The organism is Paracoccus sp. DMF, assembly GCF_004407025.1.
Classification (GTDB): Bacteria; Pseudomonadota; Alphaproteobacteria; order Rhodobacterales; family Rhodobacteraceae; genus Paracoccus; species Paracoccus aminovorans_B.
Map to the genome: position 1 here is coordinate 1 of NZ_SOKV02000003.1, position 14,578 is coordinate 14,578.

Consider the following 14,578-nt stretch of genomic DNA (forward strand, 5'->3'; position numbering starts at 1 on the left):
TCTACATCACGGCGAGGGAAATTCGGGGGGGGGGCAGGTCACTATCCATTGTCAACCCAGCTTGGGGGAACGTCAAGGCCTCATTGTTCCACCTTGTCTGAACCCCCTCGAACAGACAATCGCGGAGACGAGGGCGGTGAAATGCTGACCTTTTCTGCCTCATGGCGCGGCTCCCGGCCCGCTTCTCATTCTCGCAATGCCGTTACTTCGTCGAGCATGGCCGAGCCGCCGCCCGCAAGCACCAGCCTTGCTCCGTCCGTCGTCATCTCGGCGCCTGTCACGCGGGTGTAGGCCTCGACTTCTTTGGTTTCGAGGATCGTGCCATCTTTCGAGCCTTCGATGCGGAAGCTGTACAATCCTTCGGGCAAAAGATCGCCATTGGTGCGCTTGCCTTGCCAATCGACCTCGCCCGAGCCGGTGCCGATGCTTTCACGCAGAACTTCATTCCCCTGCGCATCCACGGTGACAAGCTCAATCTTGTCCGCATCCGCCACGCTCTCGATTTGCAACGTCATCGGAGATTGGTCGAACCAGACCGGCGCGCTGGTGCGGACCTCGCGTCCGATCCAGCCGGACAACTGGCCCAGGGCGCCGCCGCTACTCCCCTCGAGCAGCTGACTGAGCAACTGATTGGTCTGAACCTGTTGCTCGACCCCCGAGAAGGTTGCCAGTTGCACCGCGAATTCCGTTCCCTCCATCGGGTTGAGCGGATCCTGGTTCTTGATCTGGGTCGTCAGCATCTTGAGGAAGGTTTCGAACTCGCTGTTCGTCCCGCTGCTTTCGGACGCGGTGCCCGTGCTGTTCTGGCTGCTGGAGTAACCCACGCCTGTTGCCGCCGATATGCTTGCCATCTGCTGATCCTAGATTCTGATGTCGATTCGCCGATCCACGGTCGGCCGAGGTCTTGCCGGCACAACGTGCTCGGCGAGACTGTTGTTTAGGTCGCGCTGACCGGAGCCGCGCAGTTCGCGCACGGAATTATTGCTGCGATCACGCCCTTCGTTCCCGCCCGAGAACGAGATGTCCGCTCCGAAAATGCCGGCATTGCGCAGTTCCCTGTCCAGCGTCTCGGCGTTGCGGCGCAAGAGATCAAAGGTCTCGGGTCGATCGGCAAAGACGGTCACGGCGGGCTTTTCGCCGGGTGCGATCACCAGCCGAACCTTGCCCAGCTCCTCGGGAGAAAGCGCGATCTCGACCACGCCCTCCGCGCCTTCGGAAAGTTTTTCGCCCAGTTGCCGCAATACATGCCGCGGCTCGGTGAGAGTCTGCGCGCGCATGCTCCCGTGGGCTTCCGGCGGTGCGGTTGCGGCCTTGCCCTCATGCACGGAAATCGCCACGGCGGTCTGGTCCGGCAAGTCGAATGACGCCGTCTTGTCAGGCTTATCGTCAGCTTGATTCGCTGCCGGCTTTTCCGGCTGCGGCGCCCTGGCATCCACGGCTGGGCTCACGCCACGCGGTGGCGCCGAGTCAGCATATGATACCGACACGGACTGATTCGGCGTGCTCTCACGGACTGTCGCTGTCGGTGCGGGCGACGGGTCTTCGGCGTCAGCCGATTCGCCTGGGCTGCTCTGGGCAACGGCGGTCGTGGCCAGTGAACCGGGCGCCGACCCTTCCTGACCAGCCGCGCCCAAAGGCGTGTTTGGCAGCACGACATCCGTCCCGCCGCCGGTAACGACAGGAGGGGCTTCGCGTTCAACCGTAAACGTGATGCCCTGTGTCTCTTCTTCCGTGGGAAGAAGCGCCGCATCGAGCGAAGGTGAGACAAGGAGCGGTGCTTCGGGGATCGCGTCGCGTTCCACCTGGCCTTCCGGATCTTGCGCTTCATCAATATCTTCGCCGTTCTCCTCAGGCGCGACATCTTCCTCGGCCGTGACAGCCGATGCCTCGAAAAGCGCCGCAAACGCGGAAGCGCCCGAACCTTTGCTGCGCTCGGTCACGACCGGCGCCTGCCCCGGAGCCGGCGCGCCGCCTTGCAAGCTCATGATTTCCATCCGCAGACAACCCTTTCGCAGCCGAACCGACTTGCACGACATTGGCACAGGGTGATTACCAAATATTTACCGATCACTCGTAAAGTCTCAGCTGTCGAAACTTTTATTCATCAGGAGGCTTTCTTGGATGTCAGCCCTATAGCCAGGATCAGCCAGCCACCGCTGAAAAACGCGCGCGGCATGGCGGATGGCCTGGAGCAAGCGTTCCTCTCGGAAATGTTGAAATACGCCGGCCCACGCGAAGCCAGCGGCGAGTTCGGCGGCGGCATAGGCGAATCGCAATTCGCGAGCATGCTGAATGACGCTTATGCGCAGGCGATCAGCGAAAGGATCGACCTGAAGCTCATCCCCGGTAATGGAGGCGGGAAATGACCGAGGCACTGACCTTTCTTGAACAGGCAAAGCGGCATCTGATCGCGTCGGAACCGGGCATAGCCCTTGAAAAGATGATGGAATTCGAAAAATCTCTGTTGGCCGGACAGGTCCGCAAGGACAGCGTGAATGCCTGTTCGCAGGTTCTGCTTGCCGTTCGGACATTGGCCGAGGCGGCACGCGAGGGGGTTGCGGCCGCCCAACGTCAGTTCGCCGAGATCTCGGCCCTGTCGCGCAAGCTGGATACCTATGATCGCGAAGGCCGGCGAATTGGCAGCGAGGTTGCGCCGCCCCGCGAGAAAAGGTTTTGAATAAACTTTTTCCGACATTCGAATTGAAACGATGGCGGAATTCAGGATTTATTCATTCTCGACGGATACACCGGACAGCGTGATGCAGATCACCGGGCCCGTCCCGCAGGTCAGAAGGCCGAACCTTGTAAACATGGGTGAAACAGCCCAATGAACGGAGATAAAAATGTCCAGCATTCTGACCAACAACAGCGCGATGGTGGCCCTTCAGACCCTGAAGAGCATCAACTCGAATCTGGCCAAGACCCAGAATGAGATCTCGACCGGCAAGACGGTTGCCAATGCGCAAGACAACGCTGCCGTCTGGTCGATCTCGAAAGTGATGGAAAGCGACCAGAGCGTCTTCAAAACCATTCAGAGCAACCTGAACCTGGCCGAAGCCGTCGTCACGACTGGTCGCGACGGTGCGGAACAGGTCGAGGAGCTTCTGAATGAAATGCGGGCTCTCGCCTCTGGCGCTGGCAGCGACGCGAGCAAATTCGCGACGATGAACAGCCAGATCGTAGCGAAGAAGGACCAGATCACTGCCATCGTGAACGCCAGCCAGCTCAACGGTGTGAACCTGCTGAAGACCAACCCGCTGCCGGGTGAGACTGATTTCTCGGTTCTCGCCTCGGTGGACCGGACCTCGGGTACCGTTGCGACGACCGCCGTCTCGATCACCGTGGCCTCCGTCGACTTCGAAGCCGACATTGTCGGTGCGACCATCACGACGATCACCGACAGCGCCACCGCGGCTACCGCGTTGGGCGAGATCGAGGCTTTGCTCGATATCGCAAACACGGGTGCGACGGCTCTGGGTACCGCCGCCAAGCGGATCAACGATCAGTCGAGCTTCGTCTCGAAGCTGGCCGATAACTTGGCGGCTGGTTCGGGCGCTCTGGTCGACGCCGACATGGAAGAAGCCTCGGCGCGTCTGCAGGCGCTTCAGACCCAGCAGCAGCTGGGTGTGCAGGCCCTGTCGATCGCCAACCAGGCGCCGCAGACCATCCTGTCGCTGTTCCGCTGAACTTGAAAAGGGGCGCCCTTCCGGGCGCCCCTTGACCTGCCAAAAGCCTAGAATGGGGTTTCCGACGTGACTTTCGCCTCGCTGAAGAATCAATCTGCAAAATTCGGATCGCAGCACATCCGCACGGAGCGCGACCAGGAATACCTGGCATTTTCGCGTATCACCCGACAGTTGCAACAGGCAATCGACACCGGTGAGCGTCGCGCGATGATCCAGGCAGCATATGCGAACAATCAGCTCTGGACCGTCTTGGCCGCCGATCTGGCTCAGCCCGCCAATGCCCTGCCGGAGCAGGTCAAGGCAGGGCTGCTCTCTCTGGCAATATTTTGCATCAAACGTGGTCAGAAAGTGCTCTCGGAAAATGCGTCGGCTGAGCCGCTGATCGAAATCAATCTGAAGATCATGAAAGGCCTGCGCGGCGAGGTTCAGCCGTGACCGGGCTCATCCTGAAACTCGCGCCGAACGAGCGCGTCTTGATCAATGGCGCCGTTATCGAGAACGGCGAAAAGCGGGCAAAGATCTCCATTCGCACTCCCAATGCGAATGTCCTGCGCCTCAAGGATGCAATCCACCCGGACCAGGTGAACTCGCCCGTCTCACGCCTGTGCTACATCTGTCAGCTCATCCTCAGCGGTGATGCCGATCGGGACGAAGGCCATCGACAACTGCTGCTGGGCATTGAGCAGCTCTCGCATGTCTTTACCGATTCGGACAGCAGATCTGTCCTCGCCATGGCGACCGAGGCTACGGCGGAGCAGGATTACTATCGCACGCTCAAGCACATACGGGCACTACTCTCGCGCGAGAAGCGTCTCTTGGCGGTGTATAAGTCATGACATACAATGTCCAGGTCGGGTCTGGCGGCTACGTCGGCTGGAAGATACTCGAGCGCAGCATGGCGCGTCAGAAAGAGGTTTTCTCGCAAACTGTCTCCGAGAAATCGGTCAAGGAATATTTCACGAAAAACATCTCTGGCATCAGCAGTGCGGATGAGCTTGTCGGAAACTACAAGCTTCTTACCGTGACGCTGCGTGCATTCGGCCTGGATGCTGACATAAATAACCGCTTTTTCATCAAGAAGGTTCTTGAAGCAGATCCGAATGACGAAACGAGCTTGGTCAACAGGCTGGCTGACAAACGCTACCTAAAGATGAATCAAGAAATGAAGTTGAGCGGTTCCGCTTCGTCCGGAACAGTCGACGCCGCCGCGATCATCACAAAGTATGACGAGCGCTCTTTCGAGAAAAACATTGGCGAGCGCTATCCGGAAATCGAACTGGCGTTGAACGCCCAGCGAGAACTGCCGAGCCTTGCATCCTCGGAAACCAGCGATAATGCGAAATGGTACCAGATTCTCGGCTCCAAGTCTTTGCGCCAGATATTTCAAGTCGCCTATGGTCTTGGCAGCAGTTTCTCCGCGCTTCCCATCGACCGACAGCTTTCCGAGATCAAGTCGAAGACGGAGCAGTTCACAGGATCCGACTCAGCAGCTCAGTTCGAGTCGTCCACCTCTGTGGATTCGCTTGTTCGAAGGTATCTTTTGCGCAACCAGATCCAGGCGTCCTCCACCGCATCGAGCCATGCAAATGCCCTTACATTGCTGAGGGGATGATCCAAGGCATCTGGAGCCCAAGGGATACTCGGGATCTGCAGCAGATCGATTACTTCGAAGCTGCAAGGCAATCGGGGATTGCAGGGACAGAAAGGCAGAAGGGGGCGGCAGAGGGGCGCCGGAGATAGGACAGGAGTGACGCCGCCCGAAAGCAGCGTCAAAGCCTGTCGTCGCCTCGGCGGAATCGCCCCTTATTCGTAAAGATCCTTGAACCTCTCGCGCAGCAGGTTCTTCTGGACCTTGCCCATGGTGTTGCGCGGCAGTTCATCGACGACGACAACGCGCTTGGGCAGCTTGAATCGCGCGAGCCGGCCTTCCAGCGCCGCCAATACCTCGGGCTCCGCGGGTGGCGCGGGGCCGACCAGAACTGCGGTGACGCCTTCGCCGAAATCGCGGTGCGGCAGGCCGATCACCGCGCTTTCGGTCACCCCTGGCAGGGCGTCGAGCTCGGCCTCGATCTCCTTTGGATAGACGTTGTAGCCGCCGGTGATGATCAGATCCTTGCCGCGCCCGACGATGTGGATATAGCCGCGCTGGTCGATCTTGCCCAGGTCGCCGGTGATGAAGAAGCCGTTTGCGCGCAGTTCCGCCGCGGTCTTTTCCGGCATCTGCCAGTAGCCCGAAAACACGTTCGGGCCGCGCACTTCGATCATGCCGATCTCGTCCCGCGGTAGCTCGGTGCCGGTCTCGGGATCGGTGACGATGATCTCGACCCCCGGAAGCGGCAATCCGACGGTGCCGGCGATGCGCTCGCCGTCATAGGGATTCGAGGCATTCATGTTGGTTTCCGTCATGCCATAGCGTTCCAGGATCGCGTGGCCGGTCCGGGCCTGCCATTCGCGATGCGTCTCGGCCAGAAGCGGCGCCGAGCCCGAGATGAACAACCGCATCCCCTTGGTATTCTCGGCCGTCAGCCTGTCGTCCTGCAGCAGCCGCACGTAAAAGGTCGGCACGCCCATCAGCACGGTGGCGCGGGTCATCGCCTGGAAGATGCGGTCCACGTCGAAGCGGGGCAGGAAGATCATCGAGGCTCCCGAGAACAACGTCACATTGGTCGCGACGAACAGTCCATGCGTGTGAAAGATCGGCAGCGCGTGGATCAGCACATCCTCGGCCGAATAGTGCCAGGCCATGCGCAGCGCCAGAGTATTCGAGACCAGGTTGTCATGCGTCAGCATCGCCCCCTTCGACCGCCCCGTCGTCCCCGAGGTATAGAGCAGCGCCGCAAGGTCGTCCGCCTGGCGCGGCACGGTGGCGAATGCCGGCGCGGCGGCATCCGCCGCATCGGCGAGCGCGCCGCGCCCGTCGCCGTCCAGCGTCATCAGCCGGGCGCCCGCCGCTTCGGCGATGGAGGCCAGCGCATCGGCGCGCGCCGGATCGCAGGCGAAGACGCGCGGGCGCGCATCGCCGACGAAATAGTCGATCTCGGCCGGGGTGTAGCCGGTGTTCAGCGGCAGGAACACGCCGCCCGCGCGTACGGTGGCGAGGTAGAGCACGATCGCCTCGACCGATTTCTCCACCTGCGCGGCGACGCGGTCGCCGGGCGCCACACCCAGCGACACCAGCGCATTGGCCATCCGCCCGGTGCGGGCGACCAGGTCGGCGTAGCGGAGGCGCTCGCCCGCCGGGGTTTCGATCGCGGTGGCCTCGGGGTCGGCGATGCCGCGCTCCAGGATGTCGAAAAGGTTCTCGCTCATGCGCCGGTCCTTTCAGGCGTTCGGTTGGACAAGGGCGCGGCCGACCGCGGCCGAGGCGGCGACGTCGCCGCGCTCGGCATAGCCCTCGTGATTGGCCTCGATGCGCTCGAGGTCATAGAGATAGTTCACCATCAGCCCGTGCGATTGCCGCAGCCCGTTCTGCGAGACGTCGCCCAGATGGTTCAGCCGCTCCAGCCGGGCGCCATTGCCGAGATGGAAGCGGGCGACCGGGTCGATCACCCGGCCGCGACCATCGCGGGCGGCCAGGAAATAGCTGGCGGCGGCGGCCAGCAGCGGCGCGCGCAGCGCCTCGGCCACCGCCGGGTCCAGGTGCCAGTCGGGCCGGTCCAGCACCGCGAAGGCCAGCCGCTGGTCGGCGTCGATCAGTTCGGAATTCGGGTCGGCGCGCTGTTCCGCCAGCCAGCCGGCAAAGCCCGGCACCGGCGACAGGGTGACGAAGGTCCGGATGCCGGGCAGCTCGGCCTTCAACTCCTCGACCACCTGCTTGATCAGGAAATTGCCGAAGCTGACCCCCGCGAGCCCGCGCTGGGTGTTCGAGATGGAATAGAACACCGCCGTATCCGCGCGCTCTGCGGCGATGGGCTTGCGGTCCAGGTCCAGCAGCCCCGCGACATGGCCGGGGATCTCGCGCGTCAGCGCCACCTCGACGAAGATCAGCGGCTCGTCGACCAGTTGCGGGTGAAAGAAGCCGTAGCAGCGCCGGTCGGTCGGCTGCAGGCGGTTCCTCAGGTCGTCCCAGTTCCGGATCGCATGCACCGCCTCGTAGCGGATGATCTTTTCCAGGATGCTCGCCGGCGTGTCCCAGTCGATGTGGCGCAGGCCCAGGAAGCCGCGGTTGAACCAACTGGCGAAGAGATGCGCGAAATCCGCATCAACCCGGCGCAGGGCGGGCGTATCCTTGAGATGGCGCAGCAATTCCTCGCGCATCCGCACCAGTGCCGCCGTGCCGCCGGGGGCGAGGTTCAGCCGCCGCAGCAGCTCCTGCCGCCGGGGCTCGCTGGCGATATGCAGCGCCTCGACGGCCGCGGGATCGCGTTGCAGGGTGTCGAGCGCCCGGGCCACGGCCTCGGCATCGGGGCCGAAGCGCTCGGCCAGGGTGACCAGGAAGGCCAGCCGCTCGGCCGGATCGGCGCGCTGGAAGGCGTCGAGCAGCCCCTGCGCCAGCGCCACGCCCGAAGCCTCGCCGCGCCGCGACAACAGCGCCTCGGCCAGTTCGGAAAGCTCGGGCGCTTCCGGCACCGCCCCGCCGTCGCGCCGGCCCAGCAGCCGCCGGGTGCGGTCGGTCAGCGACTCGAACAGCTCGGAAAGAAAGGCGGGACGCGGCGGGGCGCGGCGGGTCGAGGGTGTCATGTCACGGGCCTCCGTTCGACAGGGCCGCCGGGATCAGCCCGGCAGCAGGACAAAGATCATCCAAAGCACCACCGGCGCAAGCACGGTGACAAGGGCGCCATAGCCCAGCAGCTGGCGGAAGAACGCCTGCCGGTCGACGCCGCGCGCATTGGCCAGCACCAGCGCGCCATTGGTCGAGAACGGGCTGACGTCGACGATGGTCGAGGCGACCGCCATGCCGGCGATGAAGCCGATGGCGCCGACGCCGGTGCCCGCCTGCAGGAACGGCACGGCCAGCGGGATCAGCGAGCCGAGCACCGCCGTGGACGAGGCAAAGGCCGAGACCACCGCGCCGATGAAGAACAGCATCAGGGCCGCCAGCATGGGCGAGGCCATGCCCGCCACGCTTTCGCCGACATAGTCGATGGTGCCCATGTGTTCCAGCACCGCGACATAGGTCGAAACCCCGGTGATCAGCATGATTTCCGGCCAGGCGACCTGGGCCATGGCGCGTTTCTGCATCGTCGGCGCCCAAAGCGCCAGCGCAAGGCCGATGGTCAGCGCGACGAAGCCGATGTCGAGGTTGAAGGCCAGGACCAGCACCGCCAACGCCACCAGCCCGGCCAGCGTGGCGATCTGATAGGGGGTGCCGTCGGGCTGGTTGCCTTCCTCGGCTTCGGCGACCAGCCGGTTCGACGTGCCGCCGCCTTCCGCGCCGATGCGCCGGCTCAGCGCCTCGGCCTCGCTGTCGCCAAAGATCTGCGGACCGGTGGCGGGGCGGGCGATCTCGACATGCGGCACGGTGACCGGCTCGACGCTATCGCGCGCCGCCATCAGCTTGCGCCCGCCCAGGACCGCGAAAAGGATCAGCGCCACCGCCGCATTGACCAGGAAGCTGGCGGCAAAGGTGGTCATTTCGGACAGCGGCAGGCCGGCCTTCTGCACCACGCCATTGGTGATGCCGCCATAGATGCTGATCGGCGAAAAGCCCCCGGCCTGGGCGCCATGCACCACCATCAGGCCCATCAGCAGCGGCGAGATCTGATAGCGAAAGGCGAAACCCAGCGCGATGGGCGCGACAATGGCGACGGCGCCGGGGCTGACCGCCCCCACCGCCGTCAGCACGGCCGAAATGCCGAACATGATCCACGGAATCGCCGCGATGCGCCCTTTGACCGCGCGCACCGCCATGCGCACCAGCCAGTCGATGGTGCCGTTGTTCTGCGCCAGCGCGAACAGCCAGGTGATGCCCACCAGCGTCAGGAACAACCCGCCCGGAAAGCCCGCGATGATGTCCTTGGTGGTCTGGCCGGCCATCAGCGTGCCGACCAGGAAGGCGCCGACAAAGGCCAGCACGCCCATATTGATCGGCCAGATCGTCGCGACGACGAACATGGCGACCAGGGCATAGATCGAAATCAGATAGGGGGTCATGCGCGGCTCCTCCTCCTTGCACCCTCCGGGGTGCGCGAGCCCTCCCAAGCCCGCGAATCCCTTCCCGGTGTTATACATCCGGCCTTGGGTTGTTGTATATAACAGACTTGGCCATGGATAAATCTTTGCCGGATGCCTATTCTTGGGGCAAGGGGGGACCATGGCCGCGATTCCGAACACGCTCCGCATCCGCAACGCGCTGGAGAATGCCATCGTCGAAGGCGTCTACCTGCCCGGCGCACGGCTCGACCCCGAGGCGCTGGAGCGCGAATTCGACGTCTCGCGCACCCCGATCCGCGAGGCGCTGCACCAGCTCGAGGCCTCGGGCCTGGTGCGCGTGGTGCCCAAGCGCGGCACCTTCGTCACCGAATGGACGCCGAGCGAGCTGGCCGAGCGCTTCGAGGTCATGGCCGAGGTCGAGGCGACCTGCGGCCGCCTGGCCGCCCGCCGCATCACCGAGGCCGAGCTGGCCGCGCTGGAACAGGTCCACCAGGATTGCCGCCGCCATGCCGAGGCCGGCGAGGTCGAGGCCTATTACGCCCGCAACTCGGATTTCCACCATTGCATCTATCGCGCGACCCACAACGCCTTCCTCGAGCGCGAGGCGTCGCGGCTGCATGCCATGCTGCAACCCTATCGGCGCATGCAGCTGAAGGTCCGGAACCGCATGGCGCGTTCGTTCGCCGAGCATGACGCGGTGGTCGCGCATATCCGCGGCGGCGATGCCGAGGCCGCCGCCACCGCCCTGCGCGACCATGTCATCGTCCAGGGCGACCGCTTCCACGACCTGATCGCCGCGACGCGCAAGGGTTAGGGGTCGCGGCAGCCTGCCCTCCGACGGTGGAGCAGTCTTTCAGACGAACAGGCCAAGCCCGGACTGCTTCCCGCAGACGGGCGCGTTCGGCTGGCCCGCACTGTGCCTGCCGATTCAGCCCTGACCGGGTTGCAGCCATCCGCCCACCGCCGCCAGATCGACTGTCCCGCCCAGCCCGGCCGGGTTGTCGTCCGCCGCCGTCATCACCTGATCCACGCCGCAAAAGCGGATCGACGGCCGCCGCGTCGCCGCCCTGCAGGCTTGCGGAGGTCGGTAATCGAACCGCCCACTGCGCAGGTTGTTGTCCGCGCCCGGCTGGCGACACCGCCTTCTCAAGACCGGCCCGAATTGCTGGGCGATCCCGGTTTCTACGCCGGAGTCGGCACGGGATTCCGCCGCATCGACCCGAGCGGCTGGAAGCCAAGGGGCTGATCACGCGCTCCTGCCTGCGGTTGCGACCATGGCATCACCCCCGAAGCCTGGATGCTGTTTCGCCCGCACCGGCCCGGTCCTCAACGCCTACGATTGCGCCGCGCTGGAAAGCGGCCGCGGCATCGGGCCAGGAATCCGCAAGCTAGCGGTCCAGCCGATCCAGCGCCCGCAGCAGCGGCGCCGCATCCTCGCCCAACTCGGACAGCAGCTCGGCCTGGAACGCATCGGCGATGCGGCCCAGCCGCGCCATCAGCGCCCGGCCGTCCTCGGTCAGCTCCAGCACCACCAGCCGCTGGTCGCTGTCATGGCCGGATTTGCGCAGATGGCCCGCCTGTTCCAGCCGCGTCGCCGCCCGGCTGACCACCGACTTGTCAAGGTTCACCCGCTGCGTGATATCGCGCACGCTGACCGGGCCGGACTTGCCCAGATGCGCCAGCACCCGCCATTCCGGGATGCTCAGCCCGGCCTCGGCCTCGTACAGCGCGGCAAAGCGGCGGCTGACCTGCGCCGCCGCGACCGCCAGCCGATAGGGCAGGAATCCATCCAGATCAAAGCTCATCATTCCTCCTGTCGGCGGCAGATCAGCAGAAAACCGTTGCTGCCGCAACAAGCCCGTTGACATCGTTGCCAGTGCAACGGTATTTTCGTTGCATCGGCAATGAATCCCGGGGAGGAGGCCGCATGTCCCAGCACGCCCTGCCCGCCGGCATGATCCGCGCCGCCGCCACCACCGGCACAGTCGCGGGCTACATGCCCGGCTTCGGCAATGATTTCGAGACCGAGGCCCTGCCCGGCGCCCTGCCGCAAGGCCAGAACAGCCCGCAGAAATGCAACTACGGGCTTTATGCCGAGCAGCTGTCCGGCACCGCCTTCACCGCGCCGCGCGGCCAGAACGAGCGCACCTGGTGCTATCGCATCCGGCCCTCGGTGCATCACACCGGCCGCTTCGCGCCGATCGCCCTGCCCTATTGGAAGACCGCGCCGAACGTCCGCGACGACATCGTCAGCCTGGGGCAATATCGCTGGGATCCGATCCCGCTGCCCAAGCAGGCGCTGACCTGGATCACCGGGATGCGCACCATGACCACCGCCGGCGACGTGAACATCCAGGTCGGCATGGCCAGCCATGTCTACCTGGTCACGCAATCCATGCAGGACGAATATTTCTTCTCGGCCGACAGCGAGCTCTTGGTGGTGCCGCAGGAAGGCCGGCTGCGCTTCTGCACCGAACTCGGCGTGATCGACCTCGAGCCGCGGGAAATCGCCATCCTGCCCCGCGGCCTCGTCTACCGCGTCGAGGTGCTGGACGGCCCCTGCCGCGGCTTCGTCTGCGAGAATTACGGCCAGAAATTCGACCTGCCCGGCCGCGGCCCGATCGGCGCCAATTGCCTGGCCAATCCGCGCGACTTCAAATGCCCGGTCGCGGCCTTCGAGGATCGCGAGACCCGCTCGCGCGTGGTCATCAAGTGGTGCGGCCAGTTCCACGAGACCTGGATCGAGCACTCGCCGCTGGACGTGGTGGCCTGGCACGGCAATTACTGCGCCTATAAATACGACCTGCGGACCTATTCCCCGGTCGGCGCGATCCTGTTCGACCACCCCGACCCGTCGATCTTTACCGTGCTGACCGCGCCCTCGGGGCAGGAGGGCACGGCGAATATCGACTTCGTGCTGTTCCGCGAACGCTGGCTGGTGGCCGAGCACAGCTTCCGCCCGCCTTGGTATCACAAGAACATCATGTCCGAGCTGATGGGCAATATCTACGGCGTCTACGACGCCAAGCCGCAGGGCTTCGCGCCGGGCGGCATCAGCCTGCACAACTGCATGCTGCCGCATGGCCCGGACCGCGACGCCTTCGAGCATGCCTCGGCCAGCGCATTGAAGCCCGAAAAGCTGGACAACACCATGTCCTTCATGTTCGAGACCCGCTTTCCCCAGCACCTGACCGAATTCGCCGCCCGCGAGGCGCCGATGCAGCAGGAATATATCGAGGTCTGGGGCCGGCTCGAGAAGAAGTTCGACGGCACGCCGGGCGTGAAGTGAGGCCCAAGGCGGGGGGCTGTCTGCCCCCCGGCGCCTGCCCGCCCCCTCGATGGGGGCAGGCAGGCGCTCCCCCCGAGGATATTTTCCCAAGAAAGAAGGAGGCTGCGCATGGCCCTGCTGCGGTCGAGAGTCGAAAGCGCCAACCAGCCGGATTGCAGCTTCCCCCTGAACAACCTGCCCTATGGCGTGTTCTCGCGCCCGGGCGAGGCGCCGCGCTGCGGGGTGGCCATCGGCGACCTGATCCTGGATCTGGCGGCTTGCGAGGCGCAGGGTCTGATCGATGCCGGCGGCACGTTCGCGCAGCCGCAATTGAACGGCTTCATGGCCCTGGGACGCGCGCGCTGGGGCGCGGTGCGGGCGCGGCTGACCGAATTGCTGGCCGAGGGCGCCGCGGGCGATCTGCCGCTGGTCGCCATGGCGGATGCGACGCTGCACCTGCCGATCCGGGTCACGGAATACACCGATTTCTATGCCTCGCGGCACCATGCCTTCAACCTCGGCATGCTGTTTCGCGGCCCCGCGCATGCGCTGCCGCCGCAATGGACGCATATGCCCATCGGCTATAACGGCCGGGCCTCGTCGGTCGTGGTCTCGGGCACGCCGATCCGCCGGCCCATGGGCCAGGTGAAGGGCGAGGCCGGCCCGGAATGGGTGCCCTGCCGCCGGCTGGACCTGGAACTGGAGCTGGGCGCCGTGGTCGGTGCCGACAGCCGGATGGGCGAGCGGGTCGGGGTGGAGCAGGCCGAGTCGATGATCTTCGGCTATGTGCTGCTGAACGACTGGTCGGCGCGCGACGTGCAGGCCTGGGAATACCAGCCGCTGGGTCCGTTCCAGTCCAAGGCGCTGGGAACCACCATCGGTGCCTGGGTGGTGACCCAGGCCGCGCTGGAGCCCTTCCGTTCGCCCGGCGCCGCGCGGCTGAATCCGCTGCTGCCCTATCTGGCCGAGGAACGGCCCGGGCTCTACGACCTGGCGGTCGGCTGGACCATGAACGGGCAGGTCATGGCGCGCACCAATTACAATGTCATGTATTACTCCAGCGCCCAGCAACTGGCGCATCACACCAGCTCCGGCTGCCCGATGCGGGTCGGCGACCTCCTGGGCTCGGGCACCATCTCGGGACCCTCGCCCGACCAGGCCGGGGCGCTGCTGGAGATGACCGAGGGCGGCAAGCTGCCGGTCATGGTCAGGGGCGAGCCGCGCCTTTTCATCGAGGACGGCGACGAGATCGGGCTTTTCGCCGAGGCGCAGGGCGACGGCTATCGCATCGGCTTCGGCCCCTGCCTGGGCCGGGTGCTGCCGGCACGGCCGTGAGCGTGGTGCTGCATGGATCTTGCCGCGCGTCCGTGTCCTGCCGGCTGCGGATGGCGCCGGGGCCGAAGGGCATCGCCTGGGAGCGGGTCCAAGCGCCTTGATTGATTGCATTATTGCATGCAATCAATCATCTTTAAATTTGCCGATCAATTGCCTATGTAATGGCCTGGGCGCGGCGAACGCGCCCGCGATTGTT

At 64.8% G+C, this 14,578-nt stretch carries 15 protein-coding genes; 9 read left to right on the forward strand and 6 right to left on the reverse strand.

Translation table 11 applies throughout. From position 1 onward, the window contains the following. Window positions 1-185: 185 nt before the first annotated feature. Together E3D03_RS02255 and E3D03_RS02260 are read right to left on the reverse strand one after the other, a co-directional pair. The gene (locus E3D03_RS02255; RefSeq protein ID WP_263565624.1) at window positions 186-851 is read right to left on the reverse strand and encodes a flagellar hook capping FlgD N-terminal domain-containing protein; all 666 of its coding nucleotides are present in this window, start codon (window positions 849-851) and stop codon (window positions 186-188) included. Between the two features lie 9 nt (window positions 852-860). Continuing rightward, window positions 861-1,994, reverse strand: a complete 1,134-nt coding sequence (locus E3D03_RS02260) for a flagellar hook-length control protein FliK (RefSeq protein ID WP_263565625.1) — start codon at window positions 1,992-1,994, stop codon at window positions 861-863. Between the two features lie 123 nt (window positions 1,995-2,117). Between E3D03_RS02260 and E3D03_RS02265 the strand changes: the two genes are divergently transcribed. The 6 genes from E3D03_RS02265 (at window position 2,118) to E3D03_RS02290 (ending at window position 5,298) form a co-directional block, all read left to right on the forward strand. Further along, a complete protein-coding gene (locus tag E3D03_RS02265; protein ID WP_263565626.1) occupies window positions 2,118-2,366 on the forward strand; it encodes a hypothetical protein in 249 nt (82 codons plus the stop codon). Further along, window positions 2,363-2,677, forward strand: coding sequence for a hypothetical protein (locus tag E3D03_RS02270; protein ID WP_263565627.1), 315 nt, complete (start codon window positions 2,363-2,365; stop codon window positions 2,675-2,677). Before E3D03_RS02265 ends, E3D03_RS02270 begins: the two co-directional genes overlap by 4 nt. Before the next feature lie 166 nt (window positions 2,678-2,843). Then, window positions 2,844-3,686 carry a flagellin gene (locus E3D03_RS02275; RefSeq protein ID WP_263565628.1) on the forward strand — a complete coding sequence of 281 codons (843 nt, stop codon included), beginning with the start codon at window positions 2,844-2,846 and terminating at the stop codon, window positions 3,684-3,686. Window positions 3,687-3,752: 66 nt separating this feature from the next. After that, window positions 3,753-4,121: a flagellar biosynthesis regulator FlaF gene (gene flaF, locus E3D03_RS02280; protein WP_263565629.1), complete on the forward strand. Its 369-nt coding sequence runs from the start codon at window positions 3,753-3,755 to the stop codon at window positions 4,119-4,121. Next, window positions 4,118-4,522 (forward strand): flagellar biosynthesis repressor FlbT, encoded by a 405-nt coding sequence (flbT, locus tag E3D03_RS02285; RefSeq protein WP_263565630.1) that lies wholly within the window; start codon window positions 4,118-4,120, stop codon window positions 4,520-4,522. The genes flaF and flbT overlap by 4 nt, the downstream gene beginning before the upstream one ends. Beyond that, window positions 4,519-5,298: a DUF1217 domain-containing protein gene (locus tag E3D03_RS02290; protein ID WP_263565631.1), complete on the forward strand. Its 780-nt coding sequence runs from the start codon at window positions 4,519-4,521 to the stop codon at window positions 5,296-5,298. Before flbT ends, E3D03_RS02290 begins: the two co-directional genes overlap by 4 nt. 191 nt (window positions 5,299-5,489) lie before the next feature. On the opposite strand, the gene E3D03_RS02295 is transcribed toward E3D03_RS02290, so the two are convergent. From E3D03_RS02295 to E3D03_RS02305, 3 genes are read right to left on the reverse strand one after another with little or no spacing between them, the layout of a single operon-like run. Then, complete coding sequence (locus E3D03_RS02295) at window positions 5,490-6,995, reverse strand: malonate--CoA ligase (protein ID WP_263565632.1); 1,506 nt, start codon at window positions 6,993-6,995, stop codon at window positions 5,490-5,492. A 12-nt stretch (window positions 6,996-7,007) separates the two neighbouring features. Further along, on the reverse strand, window positions 7,008-8,366 hold the full coding sequence (locus E3D03_RS02300) for a malonyl-CoA decarboxylase (protein ID WP_263565633.1): 1,359 nt from the start codon (window positions 8,364-8,366) through the stop codon (window positions 7,008-7,010). 33 nt (window positions 8,367-8,399) lie between these two features. After that, complete coding sequence (locus E3D03_RS02305; RefSeq protein ID WP_263565634.1) at window positions 8,400-9,779, reverse strand: SLC13 family permease; 1,380 nt, start codon at window positions 9,777-9,779, stop codon at window positions 8,400-8,402. 160 nt (window positions 9,780-9,939) lie between these two features. Here E3D03_RS02305 and E3D03_RS02310 point away from each other — a divergent pair, with 160 nt between their 5' ends. Further along, window positions 9,940-10,593 (forward strand): GntR family transcriptional regulator, encoded by a 654-nt coding sequence (locus E3D03_RS02310; RefSeq protein WP_263565635.1) that lies wholly within the window; start codon window positions 9,940-9,942, stop codon window positions 10,591-10,593. A 574-nt stretch (window positions 10,594-11,167) separates the two neighbouring features. Here E3D03_RS02310 and E3D03_RS02315 read toward each other — a convergent pair. Beyond that, window positions 11,168-11,584 carry a MarR family winged helix-turn-helix transcriptional regulator gene (locus E3D03_RS02315; protein ID WP_263565636.1) on the reverse strand — a complete coding sequence of 139 codons (417 nt, stop codon included), beginning with the start codon at window positions 11,582-11,584 and terminating at the stop codon, window positions 11,168-11,170. A 122-nt stretch (window positions 11,585-11,706) separates the two neighbouring features. Here E3D03_RS02315 and hmgA point away from each other — a divergent pair, with 122 nt between their 5' ends. Beyond that, window positions 11,707-13,068: a homogentisate 1,2-dioxygenase gene (hmgA, locus tag E3D03_RS02320; protein WP_263565637.1), complete on the forward strand. Its 1,362-nt coding sequence runs from the start codon at window positions 11,707-11,709 to the stop codon at window positions 13,066-13,068. 108 nt (window positions 13,069-13,176) lie between these two features. Further along, window positions 13,177-14,382 carry a fumarylacetoacetase gene (fahA, locus tag E3D03_RS02325; protein WP_263565638.1) on the forward strand — a complete coding sequence of 402 codons (1,206 nt, stop codon included), beginning with the start codon at window positions 13,177-13,179 and terminating at the stop codon, window positions 14,380-14,382. Window positions 14,383-14,578 lie beyond the last annotated feature (196 nt).